Origin of the sequence: Salinicola corii (assembly GCF_008298015.1) — a bacterium.
Taxonomy (GTDB): Bacteria; Pseudomonadota; Gammaproteobacteria; order Pseudomonadales; family Halomonadaceae; genus Salinicola; species Salinicola corii.
The window spans coordinates 353,995-368,721 of record NZ_VTPX01000001.1; the positions used below are offsets into that span (position 1 = coordinate 353,995).

12 protein-coding genes are annotated in these 14,727 nt (G+C 64.6%); 2 read left to right on the plus strand and 10 right to left on the minus strand.

Annotated elements, in window-relative coordinates; translation table 11 throughout:
* Positions 1-22 precede the first annotated feature (22 nt).
* The 3 genes from F0A16_RS01675 to F0A16_RS01685 all read right to left on the minus strand — a co-directional run bounded on the left by F0A16_RS01675 (position 23) and on the right by F0A16_RS01685 (position 2,675).
* Positions 23-1,207, minus strand: coding sequence for an aminotransferase class V-fold PLP-dependent enzyme (locus F0A16_RS01675; RefSeq protein ID WP_149433654.1), 1,185 nt, complete (start codon positions 1,205-1,207; stop codon positions 23-25).
* A 77-nt stretch (positions 1,208-1,284) separates the two neighbouring features.
* Positions 1,285-1,767, minus strand: coding sequence for a Fe-S cluster assembly transcriptional regulator IscR (iscR, locus tag F0A16_RS01680; protein WP_149433655.1), 483 nt, complete (start codon positions 1,765-1,767; stop codon positions 1,285-1,287).
* Positions 1,768-1,892: 125 nt separating this feature from the next.
* Positions 1,893-2,675, minus strand: coding sequence for an RNA methyltransferase (locus F0A16_RS01685; RefSeq protein ID WP_149434082.1), 783 nt, complete (start codon positions 2,673-2,675; stop codon positions 1,893-1,895).
* 135 nt (positions 2,676-2,810) lie between these two features.
* Between F0A16_RS01685 and F0A16_RS01690 the strand changes: the two genes are divergently transcribed.
* The gene (locus tag F0A16_RS01690) at positions 2,811-3,605 is read left to right on the plus strand and encodes an inositol monophosphatase family protein (protein ID WP_149433656.1); all 795 of its coding nucleotides are present in this window, start codon (positions 2,811-2,813) and stop codon (positions 3,603-3,605) included.
* A gap of 180 nt (positions 3,606-3,785) precedes the next feature.
* On the opposite strand, the gene F0A16_RS01695 is transcribed toward F0A16_RS01690, so the two are convergent.
* From F0A16_RS01695 to speB, 3 genes are all read right to left on the minus strand, one after another.
* On the minus strand, positions 3,786-5,627 hold the full coding sequence (locus tag F0A16_RS01695; protein ID WP_223119685.1) for an autotransporter domain-containing protein: 1,842 nt from the start codon (positions 5,625-5,627) through the stop codon (positions 3,786-3,788).
* A 340-nt stretch (positions 5,628-5,967) separates the two neighbouring features.
* Complete coding sequence (locus F0A16_RS01700; RefSeq protein WP_149433657.1) at positions 5,968-7,350, minus strand: sodium:solute symporter family protein; 1,383 nt, start codon at positions 7,348-7,350, stop codon at positions 5,968-5,970.
* A gap of 63 nt (positions 7,351-7,413) precedes the next feature.
* Entirely contained in the window at positions 7,414-8,370 is a 957-nt protein-coding gene (gene speB / locus F0A16_RS01705; protein ID WP_149433658.1) for an agmatinase, read from the minus strand.
* Positions 8,371-8,548: 178 nt separating this feature from the next.
* Between speB and F0A16_RS01710 the strand changes: the two genes are divergently transcribed.
* Positions 8,549-9,994, plus strand: coding sequence for a sigma-54 interaction domain-containing protein (locus tag F0A16_RS01710; RefSeq protein ID WP_149433659.1), 1,446 nt, complete (start codon positions 8,549-8,551; stop codon positions 9,992-9,994).
* A gap of 14 nt (positions 9,995-10,008) precedes the next feature.
* Here F0A16_RS01710 and F0A16_RS01715 read toward each other — a convergent pair whose 3' ends face one another.
* From F0A16_RS01715 to yajC, 4 genes are all read right to left on the minus strand, one after another.
* The gene (locus tag F0A16_RS01715) at positions 10,009-11,223 is read right to left on the minus strand and encodes an AI-2E family transporter (RefSeq protein ID WP_149433660.1); all 1,215 of its coding nucleotides are present in this window, start codon (positions 11,221-11,223) and stop codon (positions 10,009-10,011) included.
* Between the two features lie 224 nt (positions 11,224-11,447).
* Positions 11,448-12,353, minus strand: a complete 906-nt coding sequence (secF, locus tag F0A16_RS01720; protein ID WP_149433661.1) for a protein translocase subunit SecF — start codon at positions 12,351-12,353, stop codon at positions 11,448-11,450.
* A gap of 10 nt (positions 12,354-12,363) precedes the next feature.
* Positions 12,364-14,211: a protein translocase subunit SecD gene (gene secD, locus F0A16_RS01725; protein ID WP_149433662.1), complete on the minus strand. Its 1,848-nt coding sequence runs from the start codon at positions 14,209-14,211 to the stop codon at positions 12,364-12,366.
* 105 nt (positions 14,212-14,316) lie between these two features.
* The gene (gene yajC / locus F0A16_RS01730) at positions 14,317-14,649 is read right to left on the minus strand and encodes a preprotein translocase subunit YajC (protein ID WP_110598458.1); all 333 of its coding nucleotides are present in this window, start codon (positions 14,647-14,649) and stop codon (positions 14,317-14,319) included.
* Between the last annotated feature and the right edge of the window lie 78 nt (positions 14,650-14,727).

Sequence of the window (14,727 nt, forward strand, 5' to 3'; positions counted from 1 at the left end):
AAGCGGCGCTGGCGCCGCTTCCCTAGCGATGATTCAGGGCGGCGGATTTCGCCGGCTGGCGCAACCCGTTCAGGGCGCGGCGTATGTCGGCCACGGCTGCATCGATCTCTTCGATGGTGGTGAACCGGCCAAAGCTGAAGCGGATCGATGCGAGCGCCTGGGAGTGCGGCACGCCGATCCCCTTGAGCACGTAGGAAGGTTCCACGCTGGCCGAGTTGCACGCCGACCCGGTGGACACGGCGAGACCGCGCAACGCCATCAGCAACGATTCACCGTCGACTCCATCGAAGGCGAGATTGACGATGTTGGGCACGGATCGGTCCTGCGGCGAGTGGTTGTGGATGCCGCCACAGCCGGCCAACCCGTCGAGGAACCGTTGCCGCAGTGTACGGACGTGTTCGCCGTCGGCATCGCCTTCGTCGCGTGCCAGCGCGCACGCTTCACCCATGCCCACGATCTGGTGCGTGGGCAGGGTGCCGGAACGCATGCCCCGTTCGTGACCGCCGCCGTGGATCAGCGCCTCGATGCGCAGATCCGGGTCGCGGCGAACGTAGAGTGCGCCGATGCCCTTGGGACCGTAGACCTTGTGCGCCGATAGTGACATCAGGTCGATGCCCATCGCGCCGACATCCAGCGCCAACCGGCCGGTGGCCTGAGCGGCGTCGACGTGAAAGCGTGCGCCGAACTCGTGGGCGACGGCCGCCAGGCCGGTGAGGTCGTTGACGCTGCCCAGTTCGTTGTTGACCGCCATCAGCGAGACCAGAACGGTGTCCTGGCGCATCGCCTCGCGCAACTGCCGTGGCGTGATCAGGCCGTCGTGTCCCGGTGTCAGCCAGGTGACCTCGAAGCCTTCCGCTTCCAGTGCGATCGCGGTATCCACGATCGCCTTGTGTTCGATGATCGAGGTGACCAGGTGGCGACCGCGGCCGCGGCCGCGGTTGGCGCGCATGAAGCCGGTCAGCGCCAGGTTGTCCGCCTCGGTGGCGCCGGAGGTCCAGACGATCTCGCGCGGATCCGCGGCGATCAGGTCGGCGACCTGGCGGCGGGCGTTTTCCACCGCCTGTTCGGCCAACCATCCGGGCATGTGGCTGCGCGACGCTGGGTTGGCGTAGACCCCATCCAGCGTCAGATGACGCATCATCTGCTCGGCCACCCGCGGGTCGGTGGGTGTGGTGGCGGCGTAATCGAGATAAATCGGAGCGCTCATGGCACGGAAGATCTCTGGCAATCGGTCGAAATGGAGTCGGACGCGTTACGGTGAAGTGTAATCGCTAGACGACCTGGCTAGCGCGACGACACCGCGATCGTGGCGACGTCGTCGGCTAGAACGCTAGCGTCGGGCTCGGGACGGACGGCGCCGCGAGCCTGTTCCCGGCGTACCAGTTCCTGCAGGCTGATATCGTTCAGGAAGCGCTGGATCTCGTCCGAGAGATCGCACCACAGGTGATGCGTGATGCACTTGCTGCCCCGATGACAGTCCGCCTGCCCCTGGCAGCGAGTGGCATCGACCGATTCGTTGACCGCATCGATCACGCCCGCCACGGAAATATCCGCCGGAGCACGACCCAGCAAATACCCGCCTCCCGGGCCGCGCACGCTGCTGACGAGCTTGGCCCGCCGCAGCCGCGCGAACAGCTGCTCCAGATAGGAGAGCGAGATGTCCTGGCGCTTGGAAATATCCGCCAGGCACACCGGCCCGTGATCGGCATTGAGGGCCAGATCGAGCATCGCGGTCACGGCGTAACGCCCTTTGGTGGTCAAACGCATCGGCGGGTATCGGCTGTCGCTGCATCGGTGTCGGTATTATGGAAAAACCCAGTAAGACGGTCAACCATTCGGCTGTAAGGTGGCCAGGAAACGCGTGGCGACTGGGTCGACTTTCCTCTGCGACGTCAGGATCTGTCGTGCAAGCGTTTATCGATCGTGCCGAGAATGCCGCGCAGGATGTTCATTTCCATCGAATCGAGATGGGCGCGCATGAAAAGCCGGCGCAGGCGTGCCATCAACTGGCGGGGATTGTCCGGATCGTGGAAATCGATCGCCGTCAGCGTGCTCTCGAGATGGACGAAGAAGCGCTCGAGATCGGCATGGGTCGCCGGCGGGTTGTCCCACTCGACGCCGAAGGGCTGGTCCGCCTCGCCGGTCGTCGCGTTGGCCGCAGGTGTGGCGGTCTCGTCGATGGCCAGAAACGCCTGGCGGCACTCGTAGGCGAGCACCTGCACGGCGGCGGCCAGGTTGAGCGAACTGAAGTCCGGATTGGTTGGAATGTGCACGTGCTGATGGCAGCGCTGCAGCTCGGCGTTGGTCAGACCGGTATCCTCGCGACCGAACACCAGTGCGATTCGGGCGCCATCGGAGGCCAGCGCTTGCGGCAGGCCTTCCGCCAAGGCGCGCGGGCTGACCATTGGCCACGGCAGATGGCGCGATCGCGCGCTGGCACCGACCACCAGCGTGCGGTCGGCGACGGCTGCTTCGAGTGCGTCGAATTGCCGCGCGGCGTCGACCAGGGTGTTGGCGCCGGAGGCGCGCGAGTATGCCTCCTGGTCCCTGGGGTCGCAGCGCGGGGTGACCAGGGCGAGATCCTCGAGGCCCATGTTGCGCATGGCGCGCGCGGCGGCACCGATATTGCCGGGGTGGCTGGTACCGATGAGAACGATACGAATTCGGTCGAGCATGTCGAGCATAGAGAAGGCGGACATCAGGCAGTGTGGAAACCGGGAAAACGAGCAGTCTAACATGACTGGAGAGGGGCGCTTCTGCTAGACTGCGCGGCGTTCTTTAACAGCTTCCGACACCCCAAGGCCAGATCCATGCATCCGATGGTTCAATATGCGCTGCGTGCCGCTCGCAGCGCCGCTGAGCAATTCGTTCGTATCCGTGACCGTCTCGAGGTCAATCATGACGAGCAGGCGACCGCCAGTCTGCTCGAGGATACGGCGCGCAACGCCGAGACGCTGATCGTGCATCAGCTCACCCGCGGTTATCCGCAGCACGGTATCTCCGGGCGCTATACCCCGTATCGCGAGGGCAAGGGCACCGACAAGGAGACCGTGTGGCACATCGAGCCGATCCACGGCGAGTCCAACCTCGGTGTGGCGAGCCGGCAGTTCGCGATTTCGATGGTGTGCCTGGTCAAGGGGCGTCCGGAACACGCGGTGATCGTGTCGCCGTTCAGCGATGACGAGTTCCTGATCAGCCGCGGTCGCGGGGCCCAGGGCAACGGCAAACGCCTGCGTGCTTCCAAGACAGTCGGCATCAACGGCGCCAGGGTCGCGCTGGCCTGGCCGACCCAGGAAGCCCGCTCGCGCTGGTTGCCCCAGTATCTCGGCGTGGTCGAACGACTCGGGTCGCAGATCGACACCCTGACCGGTTCCGGCTGTGCGCTGCTCGACATGATCGAATTCGCCTCCGGCCGCGCCGACGCGGTGTTCGTGCTCGGGCTGGAAGAGCAGGACCGCCTGGTCGGTTCGCTGATGCTGAAGGAGGCCGGCGCCTTGACCGGTGCCCTCGATGGTTCGCCCAGCATCGAAGATGGCGGCTGCCTGATGGCCGCCGGTCCGCGTCTCTACAAGGCGCTGGCGCAGCAGCTGAAAGCGAGCGTTTGACGCCTCGGGCATTACACTCGAAGGGCTCCAGAGGCCCTCGAGATGAAGCCCCGGAACAGAGACACCCCGCCGGCAGAACCGGCGGGGTGTCTCTGTTTCCAGCTCAAGTTTCCAGCTCATGTTTCTGAATCGCATCCCAGCGCTGTGCGTGAGCGGGGCGGCGGGGGCGTCCCGGCGCGCTCAGATACGCATGCCAAGATTCACGAACAGCGTGCTGGTGCGCGCATTGTCGGGATCGACGCTGGCGCCGAGCTGGGTATCGACGCCCCAGAGCGTGGCCCGCGCCCCGAGGTCGACCTCGACATAGTCACGGTCGAAGGTGAGCTTGGGCACCCGGTAGTCGCCCAGCTGCGGCAGGCTTTGCAGGGTCGCCGCGACCCCCTCGCTCTCCTCGAACTCGTGGTTGTAGGTGAGCTGCAGGTAGGGGTTGAGCGTCGGCCCGTGGCGGCGGATCTGCCAGCCGACGCGGCCCACCAGCGAGTCGATGTCCTGGTCGGGATAGCTCAGCGAGGTCGAGGCCTGGCCCTCTTCGTCGTAGCCGTCGAGTTTGACCCGCTGCCAGGTCATACCGGCGATCGGCCCGGTGCGCACGTCGCCCTCGGGGATCGCGAAGGCGCGGAACTCGTAGCCGGCGTTGAGCGCGGCGGTCAGGTTGCTGCCCTCCGGGGAGCCGCGGTGGTGGCGGGTCGCGCTGCCCAGTTGCACCTTGCGGTCGATATCGTAGTCGAGCCAGCTGTAGCTGAGCTGGGCATTGACCCAGGCGCTCTCGGCGTACCAGCCGGAGAAGAGCCCGACGGTAGTATCCTTGCGCTGGAAGTCGCCGCGGTCGTCGCCGAAGTCGGCATCCTGATCGCCGTAGCCGACGAACCCGCCCAGCATCAGCCCGTTCCGATACCAGTCCACCCCGAACAGTCCCGCCGGCATGCTGGCGTCATACAGATCGCCCGAGTCGAGCTGCTGATGCTCGGCGCGCAGATCGCCCCACCAGCGCAGGCCGTTGGCCAGCGGCACCGTGTTCAGATGCTCGGCGACCCGGTTGGCCCGCGAGCGCCCGCTGAGGACCGCCGAATGGGTCAGCAACTGCTGCTGCTGCGGTGCCTCGAGCAGCGAGATCACGTACTCGCCGATGATCCGATGGGTGGCGGTGGTGGGGTGGACGTCATCGGCGAACACATAGCTTTCGTCGGCGCCGGGGACGACCAGGGTATCGGGCGTGCACAGCGGCAGCGTCTGAGTACAGGCGCGGTCGGTGACATTGGTGAAGCCGTAGGCGGCGGGTTCGGTGACCACCTCCTGCAGCAGGCCGAAGGTATCCACCGGGATCACCTCGGCGCCGCTGGCGGCGACCGCGGCGTAGAGCGCGCTGTTGTACTGGCTGGTCAGCGCGGTGGCGCCGGCCCTGGTGGCGGGGTCGCCGTTGAAGCGCGGCGTCAGGCCGAAGTCGGGGATATTGAATAGCAGCATATGGCGCGCGCCGGCATCTTCCAGCGTGGCGAGAATGCCGGCGGTGCCGGTGACCGCGGTGGTGATGGTGCTCTGGGCGTCGGCCCCGCCGGCCACCGCGAACAGGTCGTTGGCTCCACCCCATACGGCATAGAGGGCATCGCCATCGGCCACACCGCCGGTGCTGGAGAGATAGGTCGCGACCTGCTCGCTGAGGGCGGGCGCCGCGCCGAACGGGGTCGCCGCCGGGGTGGTCACCCGGGAGCCACCGGCGGCGTAGTCGTTGCCGCCGACATTGCTGGGCTGGGCGTTGCTGGCGTAGTGGCCGGCGACCCGCTCGGCCCATACCGGCCCGGGGTTGGTGGTGAAACGGCCGATGAACGCCTGCTGGCTCGGGGTCAGCGAGAGAGCGCTGCCGATGGCGCCACGGTAGTAGCCGCTGTCGCTCAGGCTATCGCCGAAGAAGATGGTGTCGTCGAAGGTGTCGTGAAAGCTGGAGACGGCCAGCGCCGGGAGCGGCAGGGCGCTGGCCCCGACGATCACCCCCAGCGCCAGCTGCCGAGAGCGCGGCATTGGCATGGTATCGATCCCTTGTGAGCTGTTGTCAAGGCTCGTCGGGGCACGTGCCGGCCGCGGCAACGGGGCGACGAGCGCTCCTCAAACGAGCGTTTACGTTATGACACAGCGTTGCCGCCGCCGCTGTAAGAGAAAGGTCGCATGGTTCTCCTCGCCACCGCCCACGGCAGCTTGAACACCCTTGGGCAGTGGGGCGCTCTCCTCGGCGATCTCGCGCTCCGTAGTGGACAGCGACAAAAGCGCCCTGTCGGGTTTTCCCGGCAGGGCGCTTTGCGTTGGGGCGTACCCTCGTTCCGGATCAACACGTATCCCCGCTTCGGATCGGGGGCACGGCTGGCCCGGATCAGGGCGCCGAGGAGGCCACCGGATGCGGGCGAGTGAGCAGGCTGCCCGCCACGAACGCGATCATCGCGGCGGCGAGTCCGGCGTAGATGGGCGAGTTGGACAGTAACCCATCCTTGAGCATGAAGCCGATCACGCCGATGCAGCCGGCCAGCATGCTGGCGATGGCGCCGGTGGTCGTGGCGCGCTTCCAGAACAGGGCGCCCAGCATCGGGATCAGCATGCCGCCCACCAGCAGGTTGTAGGCGACCGTCAGGGCGCCGATGACGTCACTGACGTTGATCGCGATGATCACGCTCACCACGCCGATCAGGCCCGTGCAGAGCCGGTTGATTTTCACGCCCTCGGTTTCTCGGCCACCGCGCAGCGCCGGGAGAATGTCCTGGGTCAGCAGGGTCGAGGAAGCGAGCATCCCGGCGCTGGAGGTGGACATCATCGCGGCCATGGCGGCGGCGATGATCAAGCCGCGGATGCCGTCCGGCAAGGCCAGCTGCGCGATGGCAGCGAAGGCATTGTTGGCGTCGTCGAGATTGGGCAGCAGGATGCTCGCCGCGATACCCACCAGCGCGCCGATCACGCCATAGAGGATGCAGTAGATCCCGGCGAAGGTGCCGGCGCTGCGGGCAACACCGCTGGAACGCGCCGTGAACACGCGCTGCCAGATATCCTGGCCGATCAGAATGCCCAGGAAGTAGATGACGAAGTAGGTGATGATGGTGTCCCAGCCGATCGCGGTCAGCGAGAAACTGGCCTCCGGCGCCTTGTCCAGCAGCGCACTCCAGCCACCCACCGAGTGAATCGTCAGCGGCAGCAGCAGTGCCACCATGCCGATCGTCATGACCAGGAACTGCACGATATCGGTGAGCGTCAGCGACCACATGCCGCCGATGGTCGAGTAGATCACCACGACGGTGCCGCCGATGACGACCGCCTGCCAGGCCGGCATGCCGAAGATCACGCTCAGCACCGTACCGATGCCGATGGTCGAGGTCACCGCCAGCATCAGGTCGTAGGCGAACATGATGATCGAGCTGATCAGCTTGGCGGCGGGGGTGTAGCGGCGCTCCAGCACTTGGGTCACGGTGTACAGCTTGAGTGTCATCAGTGGCTTGGCCAGTACCACGCTGAGCACGATCAGCCCCAGGCCCAGCGAGGCACAGAGCCAGAGCCCGGACAGGCCGTAGGTGTAGCCGAGCTTGACCGTGCCCACGGTCGAGGCGCCGCCGAGCACCACGGCCGACAGCGTGCCCAGGTACATGCCGGGGCCCAGACGGCGTCCCGCCACCAGATAGTCTTCCCGGTTGCGGGCGCGTTTCATGCCCCACCAGCCCAGGCCGAGCATGCCGGCCGCGTAGAGTGCGACGACGAAGAGATCCAGCATCATGATGTCCTATCCTGCCGCTGCATCAGCGGCGATTGTTGTTGTGGAATGGGTGATGGCGGCCTGTCAGCGGCGGTTGACGCCGGGTAGAACGCAGAGCATCTCGAACAGCAGGTTGGCGGCCACCACGGCGGTCTGGCCGTGGGCGTCATAGGGAGGCGAAACCTCGACCAGATCGCAGCCGACGATATCGAGCCCATGGGCGCCCCGGATGATCTCCAGCGCCTGGGGAATGGTCAGGCCGCCGATCTCCACCGTGCCGGTACCCGGCGCATAGGCGGGATCGAGACTGTCGATGTCGAAGGTCAGGTAGACCGGACCGCCTTTGAGCTTGTCCCGGATCTCCGCCATCAGCGGCGCCAGGCTCTTGTGCCAGCACGCCTCGGCCGGCACCACCCGGAAACCTTGTTGACGCCCCCAGTCGAACTCCTCCGCTGCGTAGCCGGTGCCGCGCAGGCCGATCTGGGCAACGCGGTTGCAGTCGAGCAGACCTTCCTCGACCGCGCGACGGAACGGCGTGCCGTGCGCGATGGCCTCGCCGAACATGTGCTCGTTGATGTCGGCATGGGCATCGACGTGGATCAGCCCCACCGGGCCGTGTTTCCTGGCCATGGCGCGCAGAATCGGCAGCGTCAGGGTGTGGTCGCCGCCCAGCGTCAGCGGAATCACGTCGTGGGTCAGCAGCTCGTCGTAGCAGCGTTCGATGATATCGACGCTCTTCTTGAGGTCGAAGGTGTTGATCGGGACGTCGCCGATATCCGCCACCTGCAGGCTTTCGAAGGGAGCGGCACGGGTCGCCATGTTGAACGGTCGTAGCATGCGAGATTCATCGCGAATCTGGCGTGGCCCGAAGCGCGTGCCGGGGCGGTTGGAAGTGCCGATGTCCATTGGGATGCCGACGAAGCAGGCGTCCAGTCCGGCTGCGCCCTTCTGCGTCGGCAGGCGCATCATCGTCGCGGGGCCGCCGAAGCGCGGCATTTCGTTGCCGCCCAGAGGCTGGTTGTATGGCGGTGTCGTTGGCATGGAGACTCCTGCTGTTGTGATTGTCGATTAGCACTCGCAGGAATCGTGCCAAGTCGTAACATGCTGATATCCAAGCTTCATGGTCTTCAGGTGATTCAGATTCGAATCGGGGCATGGACGTTTCCGATCCCTTTGTGCATCAATGATGCATCGACGTATCAGGAAAGGAGCATCGGAAATGGCGGACTCGCTGGACGACGGGGCGGCCCGTTTGACGCTGGAGGCATTGATCCAGACGGCCCAGGATCATCTCTTCATCGTCGATGCCGGCGGTCGCATCCTGGATGTCAGTCCCGGCAGCGCCGCGGTCTATGGCCTGAGCCGGGACGCGCTGCGCGCCACCACCGTCCAGGCGCTGCAGGCCGGCGGCGTGCTCTCTCCCTCGGTCTCCCTCGAGGTCATTCGGACCGGCCAGCCTGCGCAGATCATGCAGCGCACCGGCACCGGGCGTCAGGTCATCGCCGAGGCCTTCCCGGTCTACGCCGGCGGCAAGCTGATCCGCGTGATCAGCCGCTCGCGGGACCTCACCGACCTCCGCCTGCTGCAGGACGAATACGCGCTGCTCCAACGCCGCTTCGCCGAGCATCTCAGCCGCCACCACGAGCCCGACGACGATGACGATGCATCGGTTGGCGAACTGGTGGTCAGGAGCCGGATCATGCGTGAGATGGTCCACATGTTGAAGCGTAGCGCCCCCACCGATGCCACCGTGGTGATGCTGGGCGAATCCGGTGTCGGCAAGACGGCGTTCGCACGTCAAGTGCATCGCTGGAGCCGTCGGCGGGGCGGGGCGTTCGTCGACGTCAATTGCGCGGCCATACCGGAGTCGCTGTTCGAGTCGGAGATGTTCGGATACCAGCCAGGCGCCTTCAGCGGGGCTTCGCGCCAGGGCAAGGCGGGGCTGCTGGAGCAGGCGCACGGTGGTACGCTGTTCCTGGACGAGATCGGCGAACTGCCGCTGTCAATGCAATCCAAGCTGCTCAAGGTCATTCAGGACGGGTCGTTGACGCGGCTGGGCGATACCCGCTCGCGCCAGGTCGATTTTCGCCTGGTGGTAGCGACCAATCAGGACTTGGCCAGACGGGTCGAGGAGGGCGCCTTCCGTCTCGATCTCTACTACCGGCTCAATGTCATTCCGGTGACACTGCCGCCGCTGCGTGAGCGGCGCGAAGACATCCGCGGGTTGGCCGAGCGCCATCTCGGCCAGCTCAATCGCCGCTATGGCCAGGAAAAGGTACTCCACCCCAGCGTATGGGTGGAGCTGATGAGCAATGACTGGCTGGGCAATATCAGGGAACTGGAGAATTGGCTGGAACGTGCCTGGTTATCGGCCGAGGGCGAGGTGGTCGGGGCGCCCGGTCCGGAGTTGTCGGCGGCCGGAGGCGAGGCGTTTTCCGGCGGACAGGAAATCGCCGAGGTCGAGAACGCCAAGCGTCAAGCCCATGAGGCGACGCTGGCCCCGGGCCAGGGTCTCCGGGCGGCCATGGAGGCTCATGAACGTTGTCTTCTCGAATCGCTGACAGCGACGCATCCTACGACCTATGCGTTGGCCGAACGGTTGGGGATCAGCCAGCCCAGCGTGGTGCGCAAGTTGAAGCGCCATGGCCTGCGGCTCGGCCGCTGAGTGTCTGCGGCCATTCAGCGACTGATGTCGGCGTTGGTGTCGGCATTGGTGCTCGCCGTCGCCTCGACAGGCCTCTTCCGTTTTCCGTGACGGCGGGATGGATCCGGTCCCATGGTTGGAAGGGCGTTCGGCTTGCGCTTGCCATAGCCCCAGCGCTCGGCTTCCGAGGGCGCATCCGGGGCGCTGTCGTCATGCAGCCACTCACGCCAGCTGGCGACCAGCAGTGCCATCAGCACCGGGCCGACGAACAGGCCGACGATCCCCATGGTCTTCACGCCACCCACCAGACCGAAAAAGGTCGGCAGAAACGGGAGTTTGATCGGGCCGCCGACCAGGCGCGGGCGCAACGTCTTGTCGACGACGAAAAGCTCGAACGCGCCCCAGACGAACAAGCCGATGCCGTTGGCCATATGCCCGGTCGCCAATAGGTAGAGCGAGACCAGGGTGAACGTCAGCGGGGCGCCACCGGGTACCAATGCCATGAACGCGGTGATCACGCCGAGTACCACCGGCGATTGAATGCCTGAGATCCAATAGGCGGTGCCAAGCACCAGACCTTCCCCGAGCGCGATCAGACCCATGCCCATCACGGTCGAACTGATCGTGGCCGGCACCACGCGCGAAAAGCGCTGCCAGCGTGCCGGCAGGACCCGCTCGCCGACGGTATCCAGCTGGCGCGCCATACCGGTGCCATCCCGGTAGAGAAAGAATAGCGTGATCAGCATGAACAGCAGGGTCAGCGCCAGGTGCAGCGCATTGCTCCCCAGCGCCAGCACCCAGCGGGAGATGTTGCCGATATGCTCGCCTCCCACCAGTTGGATTAGATATTCCGGCGCGTGGGGTTCGGCCAGATATTCCTGCCACTGCTCCGCCAGCCATTCGCCAACGCCCGGGAGGCCGGCAACCCAGTCCGGTGTGGGGATACCTTGCTGATTGGCGATCATCAGCCAGCTGACCCAACCCTTCAGCTCCTGAAAGGCGTAGGAGCAGGCCAGCACCATGGGGATCACCAGACACAGGATGATCAGCCCCAGCGCGATGCTGGCGGCAAGCGTCCTGCGCTGGCCGCAGCTCGCCAGCAGACGCTGATAAAGCGGCCAACTGGCGACGCAGATGATCAGTGCGGCCAGTACGGGGATCAGGAAGTCGATGAAGAAGTAGACGCCGGCGACCATCACCAGCACCAGGAGCCAGCGGGCGACGCTGCTGTCGGCAAAGATTGGGGCCATGAAGCACTCGTGAACGCGACGGATGAAACCGGGTAGCCCGGGCGAAATCGAACGGTATGCCAATCGGCAGCGGATCATCATACCCCACACGATTCGATCCGCGCTTATCGCCACGCAGGAAAGTCGTTGGCGTGGGCGATAAACCATAAAAAACCCCTCCGAAGAGGGGCTTGCGAGACAGGGGCGAGCCGCCGAGCGAGGCGCTCTTCCCGATGGTGTGCAGTTCAGGGCGTGTCGTCTTCGATCTCGCCCTTTTTCACCGGGATCAGATCCTGACGTTCCAGCCTGAACACGATCAGTAGCGCCGCGGCGACATAGACCGAGGAGAACGTGCCGGCCACGATGCCCAGGATCAACGAGATCGCGAAGTTGTGGATCATGTCGCCGCCGAGGAAGAACAGCGCGAACAGGACCAGCAAGGTCGTGCCGGACGTCGCCAAGGTACGTGACAGCGTCTGGTTGATCGCCTCGTTGAAGATCTGGGCCAGGTCTTCACTACGTGACAGCCGGATGTTCTCGCGGATCCGGTCGTAGACGATGATGGTATCGTTCAGCGAGTAGCCGATGACAGCCATGATCCCTGCGAGCACCGTGAGATCGAACTCCCACTGGAACAGCGCGAACAGGCCCAGCACGATCAGCACGTCGTGCCCCAGCGAGATGATCGCGCACAGCGCGAATTTGTACTGGAAGCGGAAGGCGACGTAAACCGCGACGCCGGCCAGTGCCACCAGCATGCCCAGACCACTCTGATCACGCAGCTGATCGCCGACCTGGGCGCCGACGAATTCGGCCCGTACCAGGTCGATCTGGGCGCCGCCGCTGCTCAGTGCGGCAACGACCTGGTTGCCCACGTCGTTGCTGAAGGTCTGCTGCAGGCGTACCAGGATCTCGTCGGTTGCGCCGAAGGTCTGGACCTGAAAGTTTTCGAAGCCGCTGTTGGCCAACAGCGTGCGGATATCATCGAGCGACGGCACCGTGGCGTAGTGGAGTTCGACCACCGTACCGCCGGTAAAGTCGAGACCGAGATTGAGGTTCAGCAGGGCGAGGGCCGCCACCGACACGATCGTGAACAGGATCGAGACGATGAAGGCGATGCGGCGCTTGCCCATGAAGTCGAATTGGCGCATTGCTCGTCTCCTAGATCCAGAGTTTCTTCACCGGCTTGCCGCCGATGGAGAGGTTGACGAGGGCACGCGACACCACGATGCCGGTGAACATCGACGTGAGGATGCCGAGTGACAGGGTCACGGCGAAGCCCTTGATCGGACCTGTCCCGATCGAGAACAGCACGACCGCCACCAGCAACGTGGTGAGGTTGGCGTCGATGATCGAGGTGAAGGCACGACCATAACCGGCGTGAATCGCCTGCTGCGCCGGTGTCTTGCGTCTGAGCTCCTCTCTGATGCGCTCGTAGATCAGCACATTGGCATCCACCGCCATGCCCAGCGTCAGCACGATACCGGCGATGCCGGGCAGCGTCAGCGTGGCGCCGAGCAGCGACATGGCCGCGATCAGCAGCACCAGGTTGGCCGCCAGCGCGACATTGGCGATGACGCCGAACGCCTTGTAGCGAATCAGCATGAACGCCACGACGAGCAGCCCGCCGACGATCACCGAGAAGATGCCGCGCTCGATGTTCTGTGCGCCCAGGCTGGGTCCTATTGTGCGCTCCTGCACGAAGTAGATCGGTGCGGCGAGGGAGCCGGAACGCAGCAGCAGCGCCAACTCGCTGGCTTCGGTGGGGGAGTCGAGACCGGTGATGCGGAAGCGGTTGCTGAGCGCGCTCTGCACCGTCGCCAGGCTGATGATGCTGCGGCTTGTCGTCGGGATGCGCTCCTCGACCTGCTGCCCATCCTGGGTGACCGTGCGAGTCTCTGTGCTGTGGTCGATGTACAACACCGCCATGTTGCGACCGATATTGGTGCGCGTTGCCTGATTCATCAGCGAGCCGCCGGTCCCATCGAGGTTGATGTTGACCTGAGGACGACCGTTCTGATCGAAGCCCTGGCTGGCGCTGGAGACGCGATCGCCGGTGATGATCACGTCACGCGACAAGGTGGCGGTGCGCTGCGGGTTGTTGCGGAACGGGAAGGTCTCCGTCTCGGAATCCGCGGCATCCGGGCGGGCCTCGAGACGGAACTCCAGGTTCGCCGTCGCACCCACGATGCGCTTGGCCTCGGCGGTATCCTGCACGCCGGGCAGTTCGACCACGATGCGGCTCGGGCCCTGGCGCTGTACCAGCGGTTCGGATACGCCGAGTTCGTTGACGCGATTGCGGATTGTGGTCAGGTTCTGCTGGACTGCGTAATCCTGAATGTCCTTGATCGATTGTTCGGTCAGTGTCATGTCGAGGAATGCCCGGCGACCTTCGTTACGGTTATCCAACTGAAATTCGTTGAATGTCTGGCTGATCTGTTCGCGTGCGGCATCACGGTCTTCGGTATTGGCGAATTCCAGGTGCAGCGCATTGTCGTCGACGTCGGTGGAACGGTAGCGAATGCGTTGATCGCGGAGATCGGCGCGAATCGCGCTGGCCGTGGCTTCGAGGCGCTGCTCGACGGCCGCCTTCATGTCGACCTCGAGCAGGAAGTGAACCCCACCACGAAGGTCGAGACCGAGTTTCATTGGCGCCGCGGAGAGGCTGGTTAGCCAGGACGGCGTGGAGTCGGCCAGATTGAGTGCCACGGTGTAGTTGTCGTCGAGTACGTCGTCGACCACATCGCGGGCGGGAAGCTGCTGTTCGGCATCGTTCAGCCGAATCAGGGCGGTATTATTGCCTGTCATCGCTGTCGATTTGACCTGGATATGGTCATCGGCCAGCGCCTGGGTAACACGGTCGAGCTGCTGACTGCCCAGAGAACCGTTGGTGGTGCTGATCTGGACGGCGGGATCCTGTGGGTAAAGATTGGGTAACGCGTAGATGACGCCAACCACACAGATGATGAGTATCAGCAGATACTTCCACAGGGGGTAACGATTGAGCATGGAAGCCCTGTCCTTTCAATCAATGACGATCGGGGCAATGACCGTCGTGCGAAGAGTGTCGCGGAAAGAGACGGCTGCCGACGGGAGGGCCGGCAGCCAGGAGAGTTACAGCGACTTCAACGTGCCTTTGGGAAGAACGGAGGCTACCGCGCTCTTCTGAACGCTGACGACGGTGCCTTCGGCGATCTCCATGCTGATGAAATCGTCGGTCACATTGGTGATGCGGCCGAGCAGCCCGCCACCGATCACGATTTCGTCACCCTTGGACAGGTTGTTGACCAGTTTCTTGTGCTCCTTCGCGCGCTTTGACTGCGGACGCCACAGCAGGAAGTAGAAGATCAACACAAAGCCGACCAGCATGATGATCTGGGCAATACCACCGCCGGCAGGGCCGCCCGCATCCTGGGCGTGAGCCGCAGGGATGAAAAAGTCCAGCATGGATGTTTCTCCGAAGATTGTGTGAGGAAATGGTCGTGTAATGAAACGGTTACTTGGGTGAGACTGACGAACGGCAGA